Consider the following 24,360-nt stretch of genomic DNA (forward strand, 5'->3'; position numbering starts at 1 on the left):
CAAATACTCCGCTATGGTCTTTTACTCTAATATATGGTTATCTATTCTTATCAACTACCAATAGGAGAATCATTCGGATGATTACAAGCATCGCGGAACGCAGGCTGGTTAACCAGTGCATTAACGGTAAGGAGCAGCTAAAGCCGGAGGAGGTGGTTCGCAGGCTTGGGGCTGTGCAGGCCCAGGATTATATGCAGGCGGTGTGGGCTGTTGGGCTTCGTACCCCGGCTGCATCGCTGGCTGAGGTCGAACGTGCAATCGCCGAGCGGAAGATTGTTCTGACCTGGACGCTGCGCGGAACCCTTCATTTCGTACCGCCGGAGGATGTGAAATGGCTGCTTCAGCTTTGCGCTCCGCGTCTCTTAAAGCAAGCGGCGAGACGGCTTGCACAGCTGGAGCTGGATGAGAAGATCTTGAAGCGGTCCGGAGAAATAATCTGCCATGCGCTCAAGAATGGGGAGCGGATTGCGCGCCCTGATCTGCTTGGACTTTTGGAGAAGGAAGGCATTCAGACCACAGGCCAGCGCGGCTATCATATTTTGTGGCATAACGCGTATAACGGCTTGATCTGCTTTGGCCCGCTTCAAGGCAAGCAGCAGACGTTCGTACTGCTGGACGAATGGATCGGGCATTCGCGGGAGCTGATCTCCGAGAAGATACCGGCAGAGCTGGCTTTGCGTTATTTTACAGCACATGGACCTGCTACCGTACAGGATTTTGCCTGGTGGACAGGGATGACGCTGACAGAAGCGAGGTCAGGGCTTGATGCCGTGAAGGACAGGCTTGTATGTGAACGAATCGAAGGCAGCGACTACTGGATGCCGGACACTCCCGTAGGCCTTATGAACGAAGCCTCCGGTGTTCATTTGCTGGCGGGCTTCGATGAATATATCCTCGGCTATAAGGACCGGAGCGCTGTGCTTGAACCGGAGACGGCTCCACGGATTGTGCCCGGCAATAACGGGATTTTTCTGCCGACCATTGCAGCGGGCGGTCAAATCTTGGGGACGTGGAAGCGGAGCATCAAGACAAAAGGCGTTGAGCTGATATTTTCACCCTTTGAACCCCTGGATGCAACCTTGGAAACAGGGCTTATGGAGGCCGCTGAACGTTATGCCGCATTTCTCGGTCTCCCTATTCTCAAGTTCTCTGTTTCTGCCATATAGAATTGGGTGATATTACATTAAGTTGAACACTCGCATGAGCAGAGGAAATAGTCGCATGTTATGATCATAGGGCGTTCCGTATGCCATTGATTTGGCCGCTGGAGCGCTCTTTGATTGTGTACTTGAACGGGAGTAGGAAAATGGTAGAATGACTAAAGCACCAAGCAGGAATAATCTGGGCACACATCGAATAGATAGCGAGAATATCAGCAAAATTCGACTTTACTTACGTACATAAGAGGGGTTGTCACTACTATGAAAAAGAACAAGACGCTTTTCCTGATTGTGACCTTTGCTTTGATCTTTCTGCTGCCTTTGCTCGGAAGCTTAGCGAAATGGAAGGGAATGCCGCCCGGCTATGGTGATTTTCCCGCTCAAATGGTAGAGGCTGACCCGGGCTTTAGCGCGCTGTATTTTTCCCTGGCCTGCGTTGTTGCGCTGCTGATTACACTGGTGCTGGTATTTCCCCGTCTTTTCGGATTCAAAAAAGTGAAAGAAGCTCCCGCGCCGAAAGGTGAGGCTACTCCTTTTCCTGTCTGGTTCTGGTGGAGCCTGCCTGTGCTTTTGATTAGCTGGGTTCTGATGTGGGCACGGGTGAAGCTGGTCATTTCACTGGAATATTACACTTTTGTCCCGCTGTGGTGGGCTTTCATTCTGATTCTGGACGGGCTGGTCTATAAAAGAAATAAAGGCGCGTCGATCATCTCCCGCAAACCCCATGTCATGCAGCTCCTCGCTGTGGTGTCCTGCTTCAGCTGGTTCGCCTTCGAATATCTCAATTTTTTTGTCATCGAAAACTGGTATTATCCCAATAACAAAATCTTCACGAATTTCGGCAATGTGTTCTGGTTTTCGCTGTCGTACACGACTGTGCTTCCGGCGATCTTTGAATGGTATATGCTTCTTAAGACCTCCAGCGCCTTCAGGAACCGCTACAAATATGGCCCGAAGCTCACAGTTTCCAAGACCCTTCTGATTATTTATTACATTCTTGGGCTGATTCTGGCCTTCGGCATGGGCTATTATCCTTATCTGCTGTTCTGGGTGCTCTGGGTTGCCCTGGTTCCGATGCTGTCCGCCGCAATGGCGCTGGCCGGCTACTGGACACCTTTTACAACGATCAGGAACGGGGATTGGTCTAATGTGATTCTGATCGGTCTGGCGACTTTGTTTAACGGCTTCTTCTGGGAGTTCTGGAATTTCGGCAGCGAATGGTTTCACGATTCAGCGCCGACCAACCCGAATTTTTGGAAATACTCCGTACCTTATCTGGACAAATTCCATATTTTCTCCGAGATGCCTGTCCTGGGCTATTTCGGGTATCTCTTTTTCGGGCTGAATTGCTGGATTATCTGGCTGATTGCTGCCTATGTGTTCAAATTTGATGCTGACTTCGAAGTGACGGGAGATAACAGCTAAAGGTGGAGTGGGTATGATTGCGTTCGACCATTATCAGATACTGGAGACCATTTCCGATAACTACATAAAATCAGTTTACAGATGCCGTGATACCTTAACTGGCGATACGGTAATCCTGAAGGTACTCAAGTCAGAGTTTTCCGGGACTGAAGCTGTGCTGCGGTTCAAGCAGGAGTATAAGCTACTCACAGAGCTAAGCGAAAACGTGCACGGTGTTATTAAGCCTTACAAGCTGGTGGAGCACAGCAGTTCTTGTGTGATGATGCTGGAGGATATCGGGGGGCGTTCACTCAAGAGAATTTTGGCAGAGGAAAGCTTGGGCCAGGAAACGCTGCTGCAGCTTGCAGTCAGGGTCGTGGACATCCTTGGGGCAATTCATGAACAGAACGTGATCCATAAGGATATCAAACCCTCCAACATTATATGGAACAAAGAGCGGGACATCGTTCAGATTATAGATTTTGACCTCGCCGTAAGGCTCACCCGGGAGAAACGGGATTTTCAGAACAGCGGTGTGCTGGAAGGAAGCCTGCAATATATTTCTCCCGAGCAGACGGGCCGAATGAACCGGAATATCGACTACCGCAGTGATTATTATTCGCTGGGGGTCGTCCTGTATGAGATGATGACCGGAACGAAGCCTTACGCCGCAGAGGAGATGCTGGAGCAGATCTATTCCATTATCGCCAAAGAAGCGGTTCCGCCTTACAAAGCTACCGGAGGCAAGGTATCCAGCGCCCTGTCGGCTGTGATCATGAAGCTGATGGAGAAATCCTCGGAAGACAGGTACCACAGCGCCTACGGGATCAAAGCTGATCTGAAGAAATGCCTTGCCGGACAGGAGAGTTTTGTGGTTGGCGCGGAGGACCGGCTGAATATTTTTCGGATTCCGCAGAAAATATACGGGCGCGAGCAGGAGACTTCACGCCTCGTCGATGCGTTCCGCAGAAGTGTCAGAGGCAATCCCCAACTGATGCTTGTCACCGGTGACGCCGGTGTGGGCAAAACCGCTCTGGTGCATGAGCTGCACAAGTACATCAGCCAGGAAAAAGGATTGTTTGCAGAAGGGAAGTTCGACCAGTACAACAAAAATATCCCCTACAGCGCGCTGATTCAGGCTTTCCGGAGATTGATCAGCCAGCTGCAGGACAGCCCGGATGAGGAGCACAAGGATTATGTTAAGCGTTCCTTGACCAAAGCTCTGGACGGAAATGGCAATCTGATTGCCGCTCTTATCCCGGAGCTTGCGGACTGGATTGGCGTCCAGCCGGAGATGGAGCCGCTGAACCCTGCGGAGGAAACGAACCGTTTCTTTCTTACCTTTGCCAAGTTTATTGAAGGAATCACGCGAAATGAAAGACCGCTGGTCCTGTTTCTGGACGATGTCCAGTGGGCGGATTACTCCAGCCTGCAGCTTGTTGAGAGACTTGTGCTTGATCCCCAGCTGCGCAGAGTCTTTATCGTCTGCTCTTACCGGCAGAATGAAATTCATGAGGGACACCCGCTCTTTGGCGCCATCGCCAAAATTGAGAAAAGCCGCGAGGTCGGAAGCATTACGCTGAACCCCTTGTCCGAGGACAAGCTGGGGCGCTTGATCGCCGATACTTTGTACACCTCCAAGAGCCGGGTGCAGAAGCTTACGGAAGTGATATACAAGCGCACAAAAGGCAACTCTTTTTTTACGAATGAGATTCTGAAGGATTTATATAAAAACGGTTATTTGTACTTTGACGATGCGCAGGGTATATGGGACTGGCAGCTTGAACAGATTCTATCCCTGCCGGTGAATGAGAATGTTGTTGATTTTCTGATGCTGAGGCAGCAGGAATTGCCGGAGGATGTGCAGCGGATTTTGATGTTAAGTGCCGCGATAGGCAATGTGTTTGATTTTGGCATCCTGGCCTTGATTGCGGAAGAGCCGCTTGAAGTCATTGTCCGTGCGTTTGCGAAGACTGTGGAGGAGGAGTTCATTCTTCCGGTGGATCACCGGTACGGGCTGATTTCCGGCTTCCTGGCGGAACCGGAGCCAGATATGCTGGGCCGGATGAACCTCCAGTTCCGCTTTGCCCATGACAGGATTCAGCAGGCCTTTTACCAGAAGCTTGACTCCGGCAAAAGTGGAGGTCTGCATCTGGCGATTGGCCGTTTGCTGATTAAGCACCTGTCTCCTGAAGAAGCGGAAGAGAGAATCGTTGATATAGCCTCGCATTTGAACAAAGGCCTGGAAGGGCTTGTGGACAAAGCTGATATCAACGATGTCATCGGGATTAACCTGAAGGCCGCTCGCAAGGCCAAGGCTGCTTTTGGCTATGACTCGGCCTTCAAGCTGCTTACAGCAGCCATCGGTCTGCTGCAGGAGGATGCCTGGGAAGAGAACGCACCGCGAACGGCGGAAATCTATGAGCTGTATGCGGAGTGCGGCTATCTGACCCATCAGGTGGAAGCTGCCGATGCAGCCTGCAGAGAGCTTATTAAGCATACGGGTGATAGGCTTGCCCTGGCCCAAATCTATGAAATGCAGGCCAATCACTATATGTATCTGGGGATGATGAAGGAGTCCATTGACTCCGGCAAACGGGGGCTGTCGGCACTCGGCATCAAAATTCCGGCAAAGGTAGGCATGGCCTCGGTTCTAGCCGAGCTGGCAAAGATCAAATTAGCGCTGCGCGGGAGAACTGTCGAGAGCATCTTTGAAGCTCCGGAGATGAAGGACCCGGAAATGAAGCTGATAATGAGGCTGCTGATCAATTTTATCCCTCCTGCCTTTATTTCCGGGGAGACCTCTCTGTTTGGCTTCGCGGTGCTGAAGAAGGTCGGGCTGACGCTGAAATACGGCAATTCGCCTGAATCCGCACTTGCTTTTATCGGGTATGCCATGCTGCTGTCCGGGTTTGGCGATATTAAGGGCGCGTTCGACTATGGCCGGCTGGGCGTGCGGATTAATGACAGATTCCATGATCTGCAGTGGAAAGGGGCCGCTATTGTATTATATACGCTGTTCTGCCATGCCTGGACCGAGCCTTGGGACACGCTGCAGGAATGGTTCACCACCTCTATCGAGGCCAGTCTGCGGACAGGGGATTTGCTCTATCTGGCCCATTCCTGCTTCTATGTGAATCTCTGGAACCCGACGCTTGATATTTCCGCCAATCTGCAGGAGAGCGACCGAACGATTGCCATGATCGAGAATACCAAATACAAGGAATCACTTGCGACCGCGCTGCTGGCCCGGCAGTATTTGCTGAATTTGTCCGGAGAGCTGGAGCACGATCTTTCTTTTGACAGTGAATCGTTCAGTGAAAGGGATTATCTGCGGGAGCTGGAAGAAGCCAAATATTATTCCGGGATTGCGATTTACTATATCTATAAAATGAAGCTGCTGTTCACTTATGAAAGCTACACCGAGTCTTTGGAATACATCGAGAAGGCCTACCCGATTATCGGCACGCTGGCCGGCTCGGTATTTATGGAGGAATTTTCCCTTTATACGTTCCTGAATCTGGCTTATTGCTACAAGCAACTGGGCGGGTATGAGAAAAGAAAAGCCAGAGCCAGAATGCGCAAGGAATACAGCCGGATGCAAAAATGGGCCAAGCATGCCCCCGGGACCTTCCGCCAGCATGAGCTGCTGATGAAGGCCGAATGGGCCAGAATCTCGGGCAAGGACGATGAGGCAGGTTATTACTACGACTTGGCCATTGAGGCCAGCGAGCAAGGCGGCTTCGTACGGTATAAGGCGCTCACGAGTGAGCTGGCGGCACGCTTTTATTACAACAAGGATTACAAGGAGTTTGCTGCCTATCTGCTGAGACAGTCCGTGTATTATTATTCGCTCTGGGGGGCAAAAGGGAAGGTCCGCTTTCTCAATAACCGTTATCCGGAGATCGTCCGGAAAATATCCACCAAGGAATTCCTGCATGGACGCACGGTTACGGATTATTCCGAGAGCATAGATTTGAACTCGATGATTCTGGCTTCACAGGCCATTTCCAAAGAGATTGAGCTGAACAACCTGCTGGCGGCGCTGATGGAAATCGTCATTAAGAATGCCGGAGCGCAAAGAGGCTGTATCCTGATGACCTCCAAGACGAATCTGCTGGTTGAAGGCGAATACCGCCCGGAGGATGATAAAATTTCCGTGGCCGTGCATGACCGTACAGCGTTTGAGCCTTTGCCGTATTCGATCCTGAAGCAGGTGGAGGAGGGCAGGGAAAGCCTGATCTACAAAGATGCGTTCTCGGAGACTCCGTTCGTCAATGATCCGTATATTGTCAAGCATCGGCCGAAATCCATGGTCTGCATGCCGCTGATCAACCAGAACAAGACCATTGCGATCATTTATCTGGAAAACAACCTGTTAACGGGTGTATTTACGGAAGAGCGGATGAAGATCATCAATCTTCTGTCCCGGGAAATGGTCTTCTCGCTGGAAAATGCCACGCTGTATTCGGAGCTGGAGCGCTCGGAGGAGAAATACCGCGAGCTGGTCAACAATCTGCAGGACGGCATCTTTATTACGCAGGACAAAATATGCAAATATGTGAATGAAGCCTTGGCGCAAATGCTTGGGTATGAAATCGAAGAGATGCTGGAGCAGCCCTTTGAGAATTTTGTCAGTCCCTCGGAACGGGAGAAGGTCATGCATTATTACGCCAGAAGGGTAGAGGGCAAGCAGGCTCCCTATGAATATGAGACTACATTAATGCATAAGGACCAGGCCCGCGAGGTAACGGTGATCCACAAAGTGACGCGGGTCAACTACTTGAACCGGCCGGCGATTCAGGGAACAGTTAAGGACATTACGGAGCGCAAAAAAGCGGAAGGGGAGCTGCTCAGGCATAAGGAGCATCTGGAGGAGCTGGTTGCAGAACGTACCCGGGAGCTGGAGCTGAACAATGAGGAGCTGAACAAGTACATTCACCTGATCGAACGAATCTCCATCACCGATGAGCTGACGGGACTGTATAATCGCAGATACTTCAATAAGGTGTTCCTGGAGGAAGTGGAAAAGGCCGCTGCACAGTCACAATACCTGACCTACCTGATGATGGATATCGACTACTTCAAGAAATACAATGATACCTACGGGCACTATGAAGGCGATACGGTATTGCGGAGAGTGGGAGCCTTGCTGCAGGAGCTGGCAGCGCGGGCGGACGGGTATGCGTTCCGGCTTGGAGGGGAAGAATTCGGCATCGTCATCACCGGCTTCACTCCCCGGCAGTCGCGCGAATATGCCGAGAGCCTCAGAAGAAGCATCGCCGAGCTGCAGATCCAGCATGCGCTTAGTGAGGATTACGGAATTATCACAGTCTCCATCGGGGTTGCCGCTGTCCGCGTGGATAACCACCGGGAAGAGGACATTTACAAGCTAGGCGACGATGCACTGTATCAATCCAAGTCGGTAGGCAGGAATTGTGTAACTCTGCTTCAATAATGGAAGCTTGCGCAGCCGAGGGTAATTTCACCGTTTTTTGCAGATACTCCTCCTAAAAAGGACGGGGAGGCTGCTGCAATGGAGCGTGACAAGAAAGGATTATCGGTGTGGGGGCTTACGATGCTTGCACTGGGTACGGTGGTGGGCGGCTCGTTTTTTCTTGGCTCGTCGGTAGCGATCCGCGCGGCCGGGCCGTCTGTGCTGCTGTCCTATGTAATCGGCGGGATACTGGTGTATTTCATATTGTCCGCATTATCGGAAATGACCGTGGCGAACCCGGTGGCCGGCTCTTTCCGGGCGTATACCGAGCAGGCCTTCGGCCGGGGGGCGGGGTTCACCGTGGGCTGGGTCTATTGGACAGGGCTTGTACTCGCAATGTCCAGCGAAGCTACAGCGGTATCCATTCTGCTGCGGGGCTGGTTTCCCGCCTTGCCGCTGTCGCTCCTCGGGTCGGGAATTATTGTGGGTGTGACGCTGCTCAACCTGCTAGGCGCAGAGCGGCTGAGCAAGCTGGAGAGCAGTCTCGCCGCGTTTAAGCTGCTTGCGATTGCTGCATTTGTAATCCTTGCCGTGGCTCTAATTGCGGGTATCGGCAGCAGAGGTCCGGGAGCCGCAGGCCTGGGTGTTGTACTCGGGCAGAGTTTTCTGCCGGGAGGGATTGCCGGAATCGCCGGAAGCATGCTGATGGTTATGTTCACCTATGCCGGGTTTGAGGTGCTTGGTCTTGCAGCATCGGAGACGGCCAATCCGGGGGTGACCATCCCCAAAGCGATCAGATATACGATTGTGCTATTGGTCGGCCTGTATTTGGCTGCCATAGCTGCATTATTCCTGCTTCTTCCTTCGGCTCAGGTGTCGGAACAGGTTAGTCCTTTTGTATCGGCATTAAGCCTGTATGGTCTGGGGTGGACAGGAACCGTGATGAACATTGTACTGGTAACGGCCATTCTCTCGACCATGCTGGCCTCTGTATTCGGGCTTGGCCGGATGCTGCGGTCATTGGCTGAGGAAGGCCATACTCCGGATTGGATGCGGGACCGTGCAGCTATTCCGTACCGTGGCATCCTGATTTCCGGGAGCGCGATGCTGGCCGGTCTGTGGCTCGGCATGCTGCTGCCGCAGGGTGTCTACCTCTTCCTGGTCAGCTCCGGCGGCTTTTCCCTGCTGTTCTCGTATGTCGTTATCATGGCCAGCCATTACCGGCTGCGGAAACGGCATGGCAGTCCGTTAACCGGGGGGCATGGCCTGCGCGGTTATCCTTACACCTCCTGGATTGCTATCGCAAGTCTGGTCGCTATTCTGGCCAGCATGCCGCTGATCCCCGGACAAGGCGGAGGCCTCGCCGCCGGAGTGATGTTTGTTGTGCTTTTCTCGGGGATCTATGCTGTAGGATCGCTGAGGAAGGCGAGGGAAACGGGAAGAGTGCGGAAGCCCTTGCTGCGGGTACCTGCCATGAGAGCGCAGATGGAGGCTTCGGAGGAGCTGGAAGGGAAGAAGGAGCGGAAATAAAAGAGAGAAGGGCTTCCATTAAGCAGATTTTTCCGCTTACAGGGAAGCTCTTTTTTTTGCCCCTTAATAGCGTCTTAAAAATCATTCTGCCGAATAAGATTAGGTGATGCGGGATTGTGCAGACGATCCAAACCTGAGTAAAGGGGGAGCTATTATGCATCCGGCTACAACCTATGTGGCAACCGTCGATCCCCAGACCTACATGACCTTTAGGGCGCTTGTTGAAGCGATCATTCCCGGTTCACCGGTGACCTGCGCAGACGACGCGGACCAAGCGGCAGGAGCCGTTGATTTATGCATTCACGAGTATATGATCTGGGAGCTGGATCACAGTCTTACGCTTGTGCTGGGATTTTATTTGACAGTTATTCCGCTATCCTGCTCTACCGCCAGACTGCTGAATGATGGGGCGGTTCAGCTCGCAGCTTCGGGGCGGATGCAGCATGCGCCAAACCACCTGCTATGGCGGAGCAGTCCCTTCGCCGCGCTTGCTCCGGCCGACCGGATTTGTGTGCTTGCTATGCTGGAGCGATTGAATGTTGATCTGGGAACCTTGCCGCCCCCCTACCGGGATGATGGAGGCCTTGTCCGGTATATGATTGATTTTCTCACCAGGCAAACGATGTTTGGTAACTACTCGGAATGGTCAGCCTACGGGACGACCCGACTTCGAACGCCGACGGAACGAAGGCTGGAATATTTCCCGGTCAGCTGGAAGCAGGTAGGCTATCCGGGAGTAGTCCCGGGCTACCGGGTTCTCCTTGGCAATATGCTGACCATCGAGCGTAAGGGAGGGGAATCCACTATTGTATGAGGCAGAGGCAATGTTCGATGCTGATGTAATTGTCATTGGGTCCGGCGGCGGAGGCGCCGTTGCGGCGAAGGAGCTTGGCGAAGCAGGCTTGAAAGTGCTGGTACTCGAAGCCGGTCCCTGGTACGGAAACAAAAAATGGGAGAATCCGAACAGCGAGCGTGGCGGAGAATGGAGCTCCGATTATAAGGATTTGGATATAGGGATATACAAGAAGATCTTCAATGCGTATGAGAATAATATGAACGATGTGGTGTCCGGCGCATTCCGTTTTGGTCCTGCCGACCGCCGCCGCACGCCTTGGCACCGGATCATGCGCCAGAAGGGCGACATCTGGCAATTATCCGGCGTGGGAGGAACAACCCAGCACTATTGGAGCCAGTCGCCGCGCGCTTTTCCCGTTGCAGTGGATAATATTTGGCCGATCAGCTACCGGGAGCTGATGCCCTATTATGAGAAAGCTGAAGCCACACTGCCCGTGCAGTTCTCGCCCACAACGCCCAAGGAAGAGCTTTTTTACTATGGCGCCAAACGGGCAGGCTGGCCGCTGATTCCGACACTCAACGTCACGACTCCGGGCTACCGTCCGAATCCGAATGCGATTTTGCCGCCGAACGAGCATCTGATGGACCCGAATTATTCACTTGAGCAATTATCCGAGATGGAAGGGTGTACCCTGAAGGGGAATTGTGTCAATGGCTGCACAGCCGGACCTTCGGTTGATAAAATCGCCAAACGAAGCACCCTTGTCAGCTACATCCCGCTTGCGCTGAAAACCGGAAATGTCGCGATCCGGCCCAACTCCTTCGTGATCAAAATCTTAACGGCACATGATCCCAAGGGAGGGCTGCGTGCTTCAGGCGTACAGTTTCGGGATACGTGGACGGGCGAAGTCGGCGAGCTGACGGCCAGAACGGTTGTTATGGCTGCCGGCTGCATCGAAACACCGCGCCTCTGGCTCAATTCGGGGCTGCCTCAGAACGAATGGGTGGGCAGAGGACTGACCAATCATTGCTTTGACTGGGTTGCGGGCGTATTCGATGAAAAGGATCTAATGAGCATTATGGGCATACCATCGGTGTACCCGTACGCCGGCCATACTTCGGGGGCCAGAGTCGATATTCCGGGAACGGGAATATTCCAGGTGTCCTGCTTAAGCCCGGGGATCATGTCGTTCCTGACCTATGGCTTCAGTGAAGCGGGATTTGATGCCCTTAACCCGCCGGAGCCGGGAGCGCCGTGGGATATTCGCGGCCGTGTCGTCGGCCCCAAGCTGAAAGAGCTGATGATGAACTATAGCCGGACGATGAGCATGCTGCTCCTTACGGATGATGAGACGCTGTACCGCAACAGGGTTGAGGTCGATCCGCTGCTGAAGGACGAGAACGGACCGATACCGATTATTCATTATTCTCCTAGTGCTAAGACGCTCAAAAGACGTGACCGGCTGGCGAGATATGCTTCAGAAACGCTGCAGCAAGCCGGGGCCAGAACGATTATCCGCTCGGATACGCCCTTTGGCTTCCTGCTTCATCTTGAGAGCACGATGCGGATGGGGTATGTCACCGATACGAACTGCGAGGCTTATCAGGTGAGCCGTTTGTTCATCGCCGATAACAGCGTACATTTCAACGGAATCGGCGGCCCGAATCCAACGCTGACAACACAGGCGCTGGCAACCCGGACAGCAGAGAAAATCGTCACCAAGTATTTTGCCTAGCCGCCCCATGCGGTGGTGTAATACAGGACGGTCCCTGATAAAGCGACGATAAGCAAAAAGGCGATTGCTTTTCCGAGCATCTTCATGTTTCTTACATCCCTTCGGTATGTCATGCAAGAAGTATGCACGGCGGCAGGGAAAATATACCTTCATATGCCCAACAAGGGCTATCTCACTTGCTTTGGAATAAGCTTGGGGGATTGCTCTTGTTTTTCGCGTCCCACCTTATGGTATTTCATTTCGAATAATCCAATAATGGATGGGGAAGGTTATATCCGAAAGGGGTGGCATATGAAAACAAAAAAAAGAGTATCCGATCCTTTCGAAAAAAAGTTGCGAGAAATAGAACAAAACAATGAAATTAAGATCTCTGGCAGCTTGGATGACAACGAAGCAGCCATCAATCAATTGTTCGCTAATTGCTCCGATCTTATCGTGCGCAGAATTTATATGTTTGGCTCCATTCCGGCTATGACGGTATATCTCGATGTTCTGGTTGATGATCAAATGTGGGACGACGGTTTCCTGGAGCCTGCGATGCTGCCGGAAGCCGTATCCAGCGATGATCCTTCCCAGCTCTATGAAATGCTGAAATTCAAATTAGCTTCTATCGTTCAGCCCCATACCGCAACGAATATGAATGAAATCGTTCAAGGCATCGTAAGGGGAGAAGTGATCCTGTTCGTTGATTCCCGGGCGGAGGCGTTCTTATTTGCACTTAAGGACAAGCTGCATCGCCCGCTGGAGGAACCGTCGACGGAAGCCGTTATTCGTGGTCCGCGCTATGGGTTTATCGAGAAGCTGGACATCAATCTTGCGCTCATTCGTCAGCGCATCCGTACACCGCGGCTGAAGATTGAGAAGCTGCGTGCAGGGGGATTATCCCGGACAGATGTGGCGGTTGTCTACATTGAGCATACGGCAAAGCAGAGTGTAATTGAAGAGGTAAAGAAACGGATATCCAGTATCAGCATGGACAGCGTGCTGGAATCCGGTTATATTGAGGGATTGATCAGCGACCATCCCTATTCGCCCTTTCCCACTATGCAGGCAACCCAACGGCCCGATCAGGTTTCGGGTTCTTTGATCGAAGGCAAGGTAGCGGTTCTCGTTAACGGTTCTCCGATAGTGCTCATACTGCCCATTACTTTCTGGTTCGGGTTCCAGGCGACGGAGGATTATTATATTAACTTCATCTATGCTACGATGCTGCGATGGTTAAGGTATCTATTCGCTTTTCTCGCAATGGGGTTTCCTGCTTTATTTATAGCGGTTACAACTTATCATCAGGAGATGATTCCGACAAGCCTGGCGCTCAGTCTTGCGGCAGCGCGTGAAGTCGTGCCGTTTCCGGCTATGGTAGAGGCGTTGATCATGGAAGTCACATTTGAGGCGCTCCGCGAGGCGGGAGTCCGCCTTCCCCGTCCGGTCGGCCAGACAATCAGCATTGTGGGTGCACTGGTCATCGGACAGGCTGCCGTTCAGGCAGGCATTATTTCTGCTCCCAAAATCATCGTCGTAGCCATTACGGGAATCGCCTCTTTTCTCATTCCTAATCCAGGCATGAGCCAGGCGATCAGCATTATCCGGTTTCCACTTATGCTATTAGCTGCAACCTTCGGCCTGTATGGTGTCGGAATTGGCTTAATTGCCATCCTGATCCACCTGGTGAACCTGAAATCCTTCGGTGTACCCTATATGACGCCGCTCGCACCGTTCAGCTACTCGGGACTTGCGGATACCTTGATCCGTGCCCCTTGGCGGGTGATGCGGAAGCGCCAGCAGCAGACCAAGCAACGAATGGAGTGAAGACTGACAATGATCAGAACCTCACCTGCAAGCAGGCTCCTGATTATTCTCGGCATCCTCGTATTAACAACCGGCTGCTGGGACCGCAAGGAGATGGACGATCTTGCTTTGGTGATGGCCAGCGGAATTGATATTGCGGATGACGGACAGATCGAGCTCACCCTGCAGATTGCACTTCCAACAGGAATTCCCAGTGCCGTACAGTCCGGAGGGAAGGGCAAAAAATCATTCATGGTCGTCTCAGCAAAAGGGAACAGCGCGTCGGAAGCTTCAGGCCGATTGCAGCAGCAATTGTCCCGTACTATCTACTTCGGGCATAGAGGAGTCGTTGTGTTCGGGGAGCAATGCGCCCGGGTAGGATTAAAACAATTTCTGGATACGTTCACCCGGTTGCCCGAGAGCCGTTACAACGGTTTTGTGGTGACAGCTTACGGATCCACAGCCAAAGAAATTTTGAATACGTCCTATCAGCTAGAGCTTATTCCAGGTATCGGAATTACCAAAATCCAATCCAGCAATCTTAGCTTCCCCGTCAAAATCGACGATTTTCTGAATGCCCTTGCCTCGACTGGAAGATCACCGGTGACTGCCGCCATCAGGATCATTCATAAAGATTCAGATAGGGAGTCGTTCGATATCGACCGGGCTGCAGTATACCGGGAAAACAAATTGGTCGGATTTCTGGAACCCGATGAACTGAAATTATTGCGCTGGTGGAGAGGAGAGACCCATCATATGAGATATATTGTACAGGTGGAGCCGGAAAGTGAAAAGTACCACGGAACAGTTGGCGTCGAATTTCTGAATAGCAGCACGAAGATACGCACTTCTATCAAGAACGGAATGCCGGAAGTGAGGACCTCGTTTCATGCAGCAGTACGGGCGATTGATAACGATACGAGTCTGGATTTGAGCAAAATAAATAATATGAAACGTGTGGAAAGAGAAGTGTCAAAACTCATTCAATCCGAAATCAAGAGCATGTTTGCACATTTGCAGCAAGAATTGAAGTCGGATATCCTCGGTATAGGAGAGGAAATTCACATAGAGCATCCTTATACCTGGAAGAAAATAAAGGATAAATGGCCTGACATTTATCCTGTCGTTCCCGTGACTGCCGATGTTGATATTAAGATCCAGCGAATGGGAAAAACTCAAGCACCTGCACATAAGAAAACAATGGAATGACCATCAACAGGCAGAGGATTGTTTACGATGAAGATGAAATTGACGGGTATACAGGTTTTTTGGATCATCATGATCATGGACCTCGGCATGACGCTGGTCATGACGCTTAACCCAAGCCTGGCGGCTGCGAAGCAGGACGCATGGATTTCTATCGTCGCAGCCGGATGTATCGCAATGCTGATCGCTTTGGTAGCGACGCTAGCCGCGCATCTCTACCCCGGACAGACATTAATCGAATACAGTCAAACGATTCTTGGCGCATGGCTCGGCAAAGCTGTGATTGTAATCTATTTGGTCCAATGGTATACGATCACCCCGATTGTGCTCCGTCAATTCTCCGATTTGGTTCAAATCATGCTGCTTCAGGGGACGCCACAGGAAGCTATCATACTCCTGATGGTCTTGCTGATCGTCTATGCGACCTATGCGGGAGGGATTGAAGGCATTGGCCGCTGCGGCGAGTTTCTGGGGCCGCTCATTCTGGTCATGGTCTGTCTTGTACTGATTGCGAGCATCAACAATGTTCACTTGAAAAACATTCTCCCCATATACGCGGATAGCGGGATGGGAGGCATACTGGGCGGCGCGCTCGCCCCCGCCTCTTATCTCGGACATTCCGTTGAATATCTCATGTTTGCATCCTTTATGACGAAGCCGCGCAAAGGAGCCCCATACGTATTCGGAGCAGTGATTATCGCGGTTTTCTTTGTACTGTTGACCACGTTTATGGTCATCTTCACGATAGGGATCAATTCTGCGTCTAACATGTGGTACCCATTTTTCGAGATGACCAAAAAGATCTCGCTGTTCGGCTTCATTGATAATTTCGACGCGATTCCGGTCGTAATATGGATCGCCAGTGTGTTCCTCAAATTGGCTGTACTTCTCTTCCTGATGAGCTATGGAACCGCCCAATTTTTACATGTCCGCAACTGGCGGACCATGATTTGGTTCATTGCCCCGGTTATGTTTGTATTCGCGTTAATTCCCCAAAATGTGACCGAGGCGACAACGAATTATTTGCAGCGTTACTGGGTGCCGGTTGCAATGCCTGTGAATATGCTCGGCCTGCCCTTACTCTTGTTTATTGTTGGCAAATGGAGACAAGGGAAAAGCCTGGCTGCAGCCAAGCAGTCCTAAGCAGCAATACTGACAGCACCATGCATAACAACAGCCCGTGAGCATTCACGGGCTGTTAGTATTGGGCAGCTTAGTATTCGTTGAACATGGCGGCAATTTCCTCGTACCCTGTAGTTTGGGTCAGCGCCAGCGACAGCAGAATCCGGGCCTTCTGCGGCACTAGACTGTTGCAGGGAATCGAATTGGCGGAGAGGTCAATATAGGAATCCTTCAGCGTGATGCCGCTGGAAATCCGGGAGCAGCGGACGACCGGGATATTGTTATTTTTGAGTTCGCCGACTTTATCAATCCATGGTTTGCTGTAGATTCCGCCGCCTGCTCCGGCAATGACAATGCCTTTGGAGATGGTGGACAGGTAATCCAGAATGCCCGGATTGGCATCGACATGGAAGTAGGCTACCGATACCTTCGGCAGTTCGGTCAGAGCTGAGACGTCGAACTGTGCGGCGGTGGTATGTTTCTTGAGCGAACGTGTATAGAAAAAGGCTTGACTGTCCCGCATATAACCCAGACAGCCGAAATCCCGCTCATCGAAGGCGTTGGCCTTGAAGGTATTGACCTTCTGCACATCGCGTCCGCTGTAGATTCCCTCAGCAAAAACAACCATTACTCCTTGTCCGCAGGCCTCAGGGTTGGCAGCTAGTGCCACCGACTGGTATAGATTGAGCGGTCCGTCCGCACTGATCGCTGTGGCCGGGCGCATGGAGCCGGTGATGATCACCGGTTTGTCGGTTTTAAGCACCAGGTTCAGGAAGTAGGAGGTCTCGTCGAGTGTATCGGTTCCATGTGTAATCACAAAACCGTGGACATCCTCTCTGAGCGCCAGCGTATTGATTAATGTCGCCAGGGTAAGCCAGTGCTCGCTGGTAATGTCGGCGCTGCACAGATTGCTGACCTGCACACCCGCGCAATTGGCTACCCGTTCGAGGTGGGGAACACTGTCCAGCAGATCCTGGATCGGCAGCGCGCCGGGTTCATAATTCAAGGTTTTATGCGCTTCGCCGCTGCCGGCAATCGTGCCGCCGGTGGCGAGGATAACTACATTCTTCAGGCTGGGGTTATAGAAAGAGGAAGCTGTAAAATTCACTTCTGGAGCTGGAATTATCATCACTGTGTTCCTTTCAGGTCAAATCATAAATAAATGAATAAAATTTGCTGAATGTATTATAACATACGATTTTCGGAACAAAAGGTGTTTTTTTGTGGAGGAATGTTACAAACAATCCGTACTTTAGTATAAACCATACTATAGTATAATGAGGCTAATTATTAAGCTATAGTAAGGAGCTAAGAGCATGCTTATATTGGAGAGTAAAGATTATTTCAAAGGGCTGTCCCTGCTAAATCAAGTGAAAATAAACACACTCTTTGCCAGGGCTGTGCTGGAGGAGTGTGTGCCCGGAAAGGTTTACGTCGATGATCTGGACACGCCCCGTGCCTTTTATGTGGTTCATCCCTACGGGATGTCCTTGCTGTTCGGAGATGCCGGCAATGAAGAGTTTAACCGCAGCCTGTATGATTACATAACGAATAAAGCGGGAATCCGAAATCACGCGGAATGGCTGCAGGGCGATCCGTCGGGAGCATGGAGCCCCCTGATAGATTCGATGCTTGCTGCCCATAATAGCACGGTGATTGGGAATGGGGATGAATCTGAAGCAGAAGACCCCCGGCAGATTCAGAAGAATACCAGAGTCAACTTCAGCTTTGACCGCGAAGCTTATCTGACCGCCAAGAAGCGATTCTTTCGGGAGGATGCAGCTCTTGTGCGGACGGGAAAAGAACAGTTTCTCGCGCAGAACGGCTCTGTCCTTCCTCGCTTTTTCTGGCGGGACGAGGAGCATTTCCTGGCGGATGGCGTTGGCTATAGCATTCTGGAAGGGGACGAGGCAGCTTCTACCGCCTTTGCATCCTGCCGCACGGAGCATCAGCTAGAGATTGGGATAGAGACAGCCGGGGCTTACAGGGGCAAAGGATATGCGTTTACCGTATGCGCTGCCTTGATCGACTATTGTCTGGACCATGATCTTACGCCGGTATGGGCTTGCCGCTTGGAGAATCAAGGCTCCTACTATTTGGCGCAGAAGCTGGGCTTTAAGCCTTCACTAACGCTCCCCTATTACCGGCTGCCCTGCTGAATCCTTAGGCTAAGCCCGCCGCAGGCAGGTCCTGGCTACAGCAAATCCCCCTGCCCGCATCAGCGGTACAGGGGGATTTGCTGTGTCAACCAATGCAATTACAATCAGCCGTTCAGGCGCTTGTAATTGTCTGAAGCGATGCTGACAAGTGCAGTGTACAGAGGCTGCACATTGAATTTTTTGCCGAATTCGAACTTATAGGAAGCGGTCTGCAGATTATTGCTTTTGTGATAAGGAGAGGTGATGTAGTGCAGTGTAACCTCGCAATCATCAAAGCCGGTGCCGCCCGTTTCCATCGTGACCTCAAAAATGGAGGCGAGATGAATCGAAGCCACCCGTGTCTTTTTGCCGGTTACGCCCTGGTGGTCAATCAGGATCAAACGTTCATCTGTAATAATAAAGGCGTCGCGGATTAATTTGAAGCCCATCTGAATTTGTTCTTGCGGCATAAGATAGGCCCCGTACTGGTTCTTTAGCTCCGGAATGGACACCTCCGAATAATTGCCTAATAACCCGCCAAACAAGTTAGCCATTACATTCCCTCCTGTTAGTTGTCCGTAGACCGGACTTGGTGTTACATGCACATTGTTAATATTCACCAAGCAGAGGCGAATTCCTTTTTTAAACTATAATCAAACTTTACCTGTTACTCACCCGATAGTCGAATTTATAATGTAGAGATACGTTTTATTTAGGAGGGGATCCAGTGCTTGTTCAAACGGAAGTTTCAGATATTTTGAATACCCTGATTGGAAAAGGAATTATTGAAGAAAGCTGTGAGGTGGCCGATAAGCTGCACGGGAGCACGGACGGGCAGGTGTACACTCTTGCAGTTAATGGTCTAGTAAAATATGTGCTTAAAGTGGATCACCCGCAGAGCGTTTCAGCCGCAGTGGACCTGCATCGGGCTTATGCCGGCAGCACGCTGCTTGCCAAGCTGCTGTATGCCGACCCTGCCCGCACGTACATGGTATATACATACATTGAAGGTACCACGCATGTTCAACGCGGCTCCAAAATCAAATGGCTGATGCTTCTGGTGCATCATCTCTTGAACCATTATGAGATTACCCAAGCCGAAAAATGGGGAGGAGCCGGGCGGCTCCATGACTCCTGGGGCAGCTTCAACTCACTGAGTCTGGAGATCGCCCGCAGCAGTGTGGGTGATCTCCTGCCCCTCGAAGATTACCAGCAAGTGAAGTCGCTTGGTGACCGGATCTCCAGCTATGAGGACAAATATTTACTGCACGGCGATACGGGAGTTCATAATTTGGTGTTCCGTGAACAAGAGCTTGCCGGTGTTATTGATCCCTCCCCTATGGCGGGGCCGCTGATCTATGATTTTACCTACGCCTTCTGCTCCTCACCGGATGACCTGAATCTCGAAACGTTGTTCACGGCTTATGATCAGCTCAAGCACAAAACGGTAGACCGCTCCAGATTGATTCATGAAGTGATTTTTCAGCTCTACTGCCGGATCGGAATTTGCGTCCGGGCGCATCCGCATGATCTGGAGGATTATCTGCTGGCCTGGGAGAATTGGAGGGTGCATCTGGGCTGAATGTAATCCCTGGTTCGCTACACCAATCCGGCATCCACAAAACAATGCAAATGCAGCGGAGAGAGCACCTTCAGACCTTCACCAATGTCAAAATCCTTCCCTTCGGCAAGCTGCCGGCCTTTCGTATGGAAATAGAGGCGGTATAATTGCAGCATTTCCTCAGTAAACTGGCTGCGGTGCAGCGCCATGGCGGCAAATTTCTGCTCAAAGTACGGGGTGATATCCATCACCGTATTGGGTTCAGCGGTAAAATAGAAGCCGATAGCCTTCGGCTGCCAAGCCCGGGAGCTTGTCCCTCTGGGAAATAGCGGAAGACCTGAAGACAGGAAGGCCTGTGCGGCCGCCCGTCCGGTGACGATATGATCATAGTGGGCTTCATAGGTTAGCCACGGATCGGGACAGAAGATGGCGTCCGGCTGTACGGTGCGAATGACTTCGGCAATTTCCGCCGCCAACGCCGGAATATGCGCAAGCGTGCCGTCGCCATGCTGCAATTGATGGAACACCGTGGCTCCGAGCGACCGGCCCGCTTCCTCCAGCTCCCGCAAGCGGATCGCTGCGATTTCCTCATGAGACAGCTTATCATCCATTGCTCCAAGATCACCGTTTGTCACGGTTAAGTAATGGATTTCACAGCCCTTCTCGGCAAAAGAGGCGATAATTCCGCCCATCCCGACCTCATTGTCATCCGGGTGCGGCTGCACACACAATATTTTGCCGCAGCCCGTAAGATCGGGTGGGGCCATAAGGTTAACCAGTGTTGCTGAATCCATAATCAATCGCTCCTTTTATTATCTTCAATACATTTCCCGCGCCTATACAGACCGGCTTTTCTCTAAATCTATCAATATCCGTGCCCTTTGCTTATCGCTAATATTATAGAACAGGATGGGGATAATGGCAGCAAGAAAGCACAGCGCAGGCAACAAGAACATCACGAAGCTAAGACCATGCTGAAGATTTGGTGTAACCGGCTGATTCTCCACATAGTTCAGTAAGCCGAGGCTTGCTCCGATAATCAATCTGGACACCGCCCCGCTGAACTTGGTAATAAAGGTGTTCGTTGAGAAGACAATTCCCTCTCCCCGGAAGCCCAGCTTCCACTCCGAATAATCAATCGTATCCAGCAGCATGGAGGTACTTACAATGATAGTCATTCCGGAGAAAAAGAAGCTGACCCCGAAAAACACCAGTGTGAACAGAATATTATGATCCCCGAGCAGATAAGGAACAACACAGGACAGGCTGCCAAGGATGCAGGAGAAGACAAACACATTTTTTTTGGAAAAGCGGTCCAGCAGCTTAGGTGTTGCGATCATGCCCAGCAGCATCCCGACCACGAGGCTGATCCCAAGCTGTGTTCCGTAGCTGGCATCGCCCCATACATACACGACATAATACAGTTGAATGCTCTGTCTGATGCCCGTGACCATGTTGATAATCAGCAGAGCGGCGAGCAGGGTAAGCAGCGGTTTATTTTTATAGATCGTTTGCAGATTTTTTTTGAAGGGAATTTTCTCGCTGGAAGGAGCAACTCTTTCTCTGGAGATCAGTCCGGTCAAAAAGATAGTTAATGCGGCAATGACGGCCACAATGATTGCTGAATACAGATAGGCCCTGGTGCTTCTTTCGCCGCCGAAGGCGAGCAGGAGCTGGATACCAAGAGTGGTGATGACTACTGCGCCGATGGTTCCGCCTATTTTGCCTAAGGTGACAATTAACGTCCGTTCACCCGGATCTGTGGAGATCACGGAGGAGATTGCCCAGAGCGGGGTATCGCAGACCGTATAGAGCATTCCCCAGAGCAGATAGGAGACCGTGGCGACAACAAGCGTCGATGTGGGGGAACCCCCGAAATCCCAGAAGCACAGGACGGTAGCTGCGGCGATCAGGAAGGGGGCGAACAGCAGATAAGGCCTGAATTTGCCCCATTTGGAGCGGGTTTTGTCGGTAATCATGCCCATGAGCGGGTCCAGGCAGGCGTCAAATATACTTGCGGTTACCAGAATAACGCTGGCTGCAGTTGCCGGGATGCCGAGTAAATCAGTATAGAAGAATAAAATGTACATTGACATAAAGCTGTATAACATATTTTGGCCCAGCAAACCGCCGGAGAACGCCATTTTCTCTGCCAAGGATACTTTTGTCCCCAATGGGCAGCCCTCTTTTCTGTATATGTAATATTAAGGTAGAACCATTTGTTAATTATGTTCAATTATATATGCTCCTGTTGTCAAGCTCATAGTTATGCTGAATTTAGCAGGCGACAGAAGGCTGAATACACAAATTTCACTATTACGAATGTTAGCTATTAAAAAAATAACGAAAAATGTCGAAAAAGGAGCTAAGCTGTCCGCCGGGGAGTGCACGGCACGCCTATTGAGCTGGACGCAAAAGCTAACCTCAGGGGGAATTTGGTATGAAATGGTACGCTAACATGAAGACAGCAACAAAAATCATTTCTGCGTTTCTAATCGTTGCTTTGATTCTGACAGGACTGGGAGTGTATTCGATCTTCACACTGCGTACTGCAAACACGAATATGAAAACGATGTATGGCAATAATCTGATCTCGGTAAGAGATCTCTCCGCTGCCCAAATCAGCTATCAGAAAACAAGGGTTAATCTGCGGGATCTGAATATCTCTAAGGATGCTGCGGAAATTTCCAGACTCAAAGAAGAAATTGCAGCCGCCCGTCAGGACATTGATGTGAAGGTGAACAATTACCGGTCGCTTGCCACTACTGCGGAAGAGCAGAATCTGCTGCGCGCCTATGATGATGATTACGCGAAATATAAGAAGCTGTTTGATCAAGGTCTTCTCTTGGCGGAGCAAGAGGGTACGGAGGCTTTTTTTAAGTTTCAAAAAGAGGAGCTTGCAGCCCAAGGGGAGCTTGTTACCAAGGATATGACGGATCTGATTACGGTTAATGTGAAGCTGGCGGAAGAGACTAACAGCCAATCCCAGGATACCTATTCTTCGGCGCTGGTCATTACTATTTCCACTGTTGTGGGCGCAGTCCTGATCAGTATTCTAATCGGCTATTACATTGCCAGATCAATTTCGCGGCCGCTGCTGCAGATGCTCGGGCTTGCCTCTGAGGTGGCGAATGGAAACCTGACGCAAAAATCACAGATTTCTTCGAAGGACGAGGTTGGACAATTGGCAGCCGCGCTGAACCGGATGGTTGACAATTTGAAGGACCTGATTAACGGCATCGTGATGAATTCCCAAAGCGTCGCCGCCTCCTCACAGCAGATTTCTGCAAGCACACAAGAGATTGCCAGTACGAGCACCAGCCAGTCGTCAGCAGCAGCAAGCATTACTGAGCTTTTCAAAGAGCTGTCCATAGCGATCAACTCTGTGGCTGAGAGCGCGGAGGAAGCCGCCGAGCTGTCCAATGATACGGTCAAAACTGCCCGTGAAGGCGGATATGTAGTCGAAGCTTCGCTTCAGGGAATGCAGGCAGTGAATCAGAAGATGAGTCAGCTTGAAGAGGATTCCCATAAAATTGGCGACATCATTGAGGTCATTGACGATATTGCCGAGCAGACCAATCTGCTGGCTCTGAATGCGGCGATTGAAGCTGCACGTGCCGGCGAGCAGGGACGCGGTTTTGCGGTTGTAGCCGATGAGGTCCGTAAGCTGGCAGAACGCAGCAGTGACGCAACGAAGGAAATTACGAAGATTATCAAGGCCATGCAGGAAAATACGAAACAGAGCGTCCGGGCTGTCGGCGAAAGCGTGGAGCAATCTTCAATGACCAGCCAGGCGTTTGAGCAAATTATCAGCATGGTGAACAACTCCTCGCTCAAGGTCAATGAGATTGCTGCGGCCTGTGAAGAAGAATCGGCTCAGGCTGCTGAAGTGATGAGCTCCGTTGAATCCATATCGGCCTCAAGTGAGGAATCTGCCGCCGCTTCGGAAGAAACGGCAGCAACCTGCCAAGCCTTGGCGCAGCTCTCGGAAGAGCTGGCCCACTCCGCTGCGGCATTCAAGACTCATTAATTCCAGATTGAAGGTGAAATCATGTCCACGCTGCAAAAGGAACAATATATTGAGCTTGCCGTAGGCGCCGAAACCTGTGCGATTCGCATCGAAGAAATCCATGAAATTATCAAAATGCTCACCATTACGGATATCCCCTTCAGCAGGAGTGAAGTGAAGGGGGTAGTTAACCTTCGGGGCAAGGTAGTCTGCGTGATGAGCCTGCGCAATTTGCTCGGGATGTCCGATGAGCCTTATACCCGGGCTACGCGGATTATTGTGGTCCGCTTCCGGGATGAATTTGTGGGATTAATTGTAGATAAGGTAAATAAGGTGACCACTTACGGGGAGATTCATCCTCCGTCAGCCGGGCAAAGCCGCAGCCGGGAAGGTGTTTTTCTGGGGATTGGACAACGCGGCGACGAGCTGATCGGCATTCTGAAGCTAGAGGAAATATTGGGCGGTTAGGAAGGA

Annotated in this window: 17 protein-coding genes; 13 read left to right on the top strand and 4 right to left on the bottom strand. The window is 51.3% G+C overall.

Annotated elements, in window-relative coordinates; translation table 11 throughout:
* Window positions 1-77 precede the first annotated feature (77 nt).
* The 9 genes from AC0LWN_RS29795 (at window position 78) to AC0LWN_RS29835 (ending at window position 16,199) form a co-directional block, all read left to right on the top strand.
* Entirely contained in the window at window positions 78-1,166 is a 1,089-nt protein-coding gene (locus AC0LWN_RS29795) for a winged helix DNA-binding domain-containing protein (RefSeq protein WP_474671778.1), read from the top strand.
* 255 nt (window positions 1,167-1,421) lie between these two features.
* Window positions 1,422-2,585 carry a small-conductance mechanosensitive channel gene (locus AC0LWN_RS29800; protein ID WP_474671780.1) on the top strand — a complete coding sequence of 388 codons (1,164 nt, stop codon included), beginning with the start codon at window positions 1,422-1,424 and terminating at the stop codon, window positions 2,583-2,585.
* A gap of 13 nt (window positions 2,586-2,598) precedes the next feature.
* Window positions 2,599-8,022, top strand: coding sequence for a diguanylate cyclase (locus tag AC0LWN_RS29805; protein ID WP_474671782.1), 5,424 nt, complete (start codon window positions 2,599-2,601; stop codon window positions 8,020-8,022).
* A 78-nt stretch (window positions 8,023-8,100) separates the two neighbouring features.
* A complete protein-coding gene (locus AC0LWN_RS29810; RefSeq protein WP_474671784.1) occupies window positions 8,101-9,531 on the top strand; it encodes an amino acid permease in 1,431 nt (476 codons plus the stop codon).
* 154 nt (window positions 9,532-9,685) lie between these two features.
* Window positions 9,686-10,345 carry a hypothetical protein gene (locus tag AC0LWN_RS29815; protein ID WP_474671786.1) on the top strand — a complete coding sequence of 220 codons (660 nt, stop codon included), beginning with the start codon at window positions 9,686-9,688 and terminating at the stop codon, window positions 10,343-10,345.
* Window positions 10,346-10,355: 10 nt separating this feature from the next.
* Window positions 10,356-12,062, top strand: coding sequence for a GMC family oxidoreductase N-terminal domain-containing protein (locus tag AC0LWN_RS29820; protein ID WP_474671832.1), 1,707 nt, complete (start codon window positions 10,356-10,358; stop codon window positions 12,060-12,062).
* 291 nt (window positions 12,063-12,353) lie between these two features.
* Entirely contained in the window at window positions 12,354-13,871 is a 1,518-nt protein-coding gene (locus tag AC0LWN_RS29825; RefSeq protein WP_474671788.1) for a spore germination protein, read from the top strand.
* A 9-nt stretch (window positions 13,872-13,880) separates the two neighbouring features.
* Window positions 13,881-15,059: a Ger(x)C family spore germination protein gene (locus AC0LWN_RS29830; protein ID WP_474671790.1), complete on the top strand. Its 1,179-nt coding sequence runs from the start codon at window positions 13,881-13,883 to the stop codon at window positions 15,057-15,059.
* A 27-nt stretch (window positions 15,060-15,086) separates the two neighbouring features.
* Complete coding sequence (locus AC0LWN_RS29835) at window positions 15,087-16,199, top strand: GerAB/ArcD/ProY family transporter (RefSeq protein ID WP_474671792.1); 1,113 nt, start codon at window positions 15,087-15,089, stop codon at window positions 16,197-16,199.
* Window positions 16,200-16,269: 70 nt separating this feature from the next.
* Here AC0LWN_RS29835 and AC0LWN_RS29840 read toward each other — a convergent pair whose 3' ends face one another.
* Window positions 16,270-17,307 carry an asparaginase gene (locus tag AC0LWN_RS29840; protein ID WP_474671794.1) on the bottom strand — a complete coding sequence of 346 codons (1,038 nt, stop codon included), beginning with the start codon at window positions 17,305-17,307 and terminating at the stop codon, window positions 16,270-16,272.
* A gap of 187 nt (window positions 17,308-17,494) precedes the next feature.
* Here AC0LWN_RS29840 and AC0LWN_RS29845 point away from each other — a divergent pair, with 187 nt between their 5' ends.
* On the top strand, window positions 17,495-18,337 hold the full coding sequence (locus AC0LWN_RS29845) for a GNAT family N-acetyltransferase (RefSeq protein ID WP_474671796.1): 843 nt from the start codon (window positions 17,495-17,497) through the stop codon (window positions 18,335-18,337).
* A 104-nt stretch (window positions 18,338-18,441) separates the two neighbouring features.
* On the opposite strand, the gene AC0LWN_RS29850 is transcribed toward AC0LWN_RS29845, so the two are convergent.
* Window positions 18,442-18,870: a PH domain-containing protein gene (locus tag AC0LWN_RS29850; protein ID WP_458966750.1), complete on the bottom strand. Its 429-nt coding sequence runs from the start codon at window positions 18,868-18,870 to the stop codon at window positions 18,442-18,444.
* 173 nt (window positions 18,871-19,043) lie between these two features.
* Here AC0LWN_RS29850 and AC0LWN_RS29855 point away from each other — a divergent pair, with 173 nt between their 5' ends.
* On the top strand, window positions 19,044-19,898 hold the full coding sequence (locus tag AC0LWN_RS29855) for a phosphotransferase (RefSeq protein ID WP_474671798.1): 855 nt from the start codon (window positions 19,044-19,046) through the stop codon (window positions 19,896-19,898).
* 17 nt (window positions 19,899-19,915) lie between these two features.
* Here the strand turns inward: AC0LWN_RS29855 and AC0LWN_RS29860 are convergent, their stop codons facing one another.
* Window positions 19,916-20,671 carry a PIG-L deacetylase family protein gene (locus AC0LWN_RS29860; protein WP_474671800.1) on the bottom strand — a complete coding sequence of 252 codons (756 nt, stop codon included), beginning with the start codon at window positions 20,669-20,671 and terminating at the stop codon, window positions 19,916-19,918.
* Window positions 20,672-20,713: 42 nt separating this feature from the next.
* Window positions 20,714-22,051 carry an MFS transporter gene (locus tag AC0LWN_RS29865; protein ID WP_474671802.1) on the bottom strand — a complete coding sequence of 446 codons (1,338 nt, stop codon included), beginning with the start codon at window positions 22,049-22,051 and terminating at the stop codon, window positions 20,714-20,716.
* A 266-nt stretch (window positions 22,052-22,317) separates the two neighbouring features.
* Here AC0LWN_RS29865 and AC0LWN_RS29870 point away from each other — a divergent pair, with 266 nt between their 5' ends.
* Together AC0LWN_RS29870 and AC0LWN_RS29875 are read left to right on the top strand one after the other, a co-directional pair.
* Complete coding sequence (locus AC0LWN_RS29870) at window positions 22,318-23,907, top strand: methyl-accepting chemotaxis protein (protein ID WP_474671804.1); 1,590 nt, start codon at window positions 22,318-22,320, stop codon at window positions 23,905-23,907.
* Window positions 23,908-23,928: 21 nt separating this feature from the next.
* Window positions 23,929-24,354 carry a chemotaxis protein CheW gene (locus AC0LWN_RS29875; RefSeq protein ID WP_474671806.1) on the top strand — a complete coding sequence of 142 codons (426 nt, stop codon included), beginning with the start codon at window positions 23,929-23,931 and terminating at the stop codon, window positions 24,352-24,354.
* Window positions 24,355-24,360: the final 6 nt, after the last annotated feature.

The sequence above is a fragment of the Paenibacillus sp. sgz302115 genome (assembly GCF_056120445.1).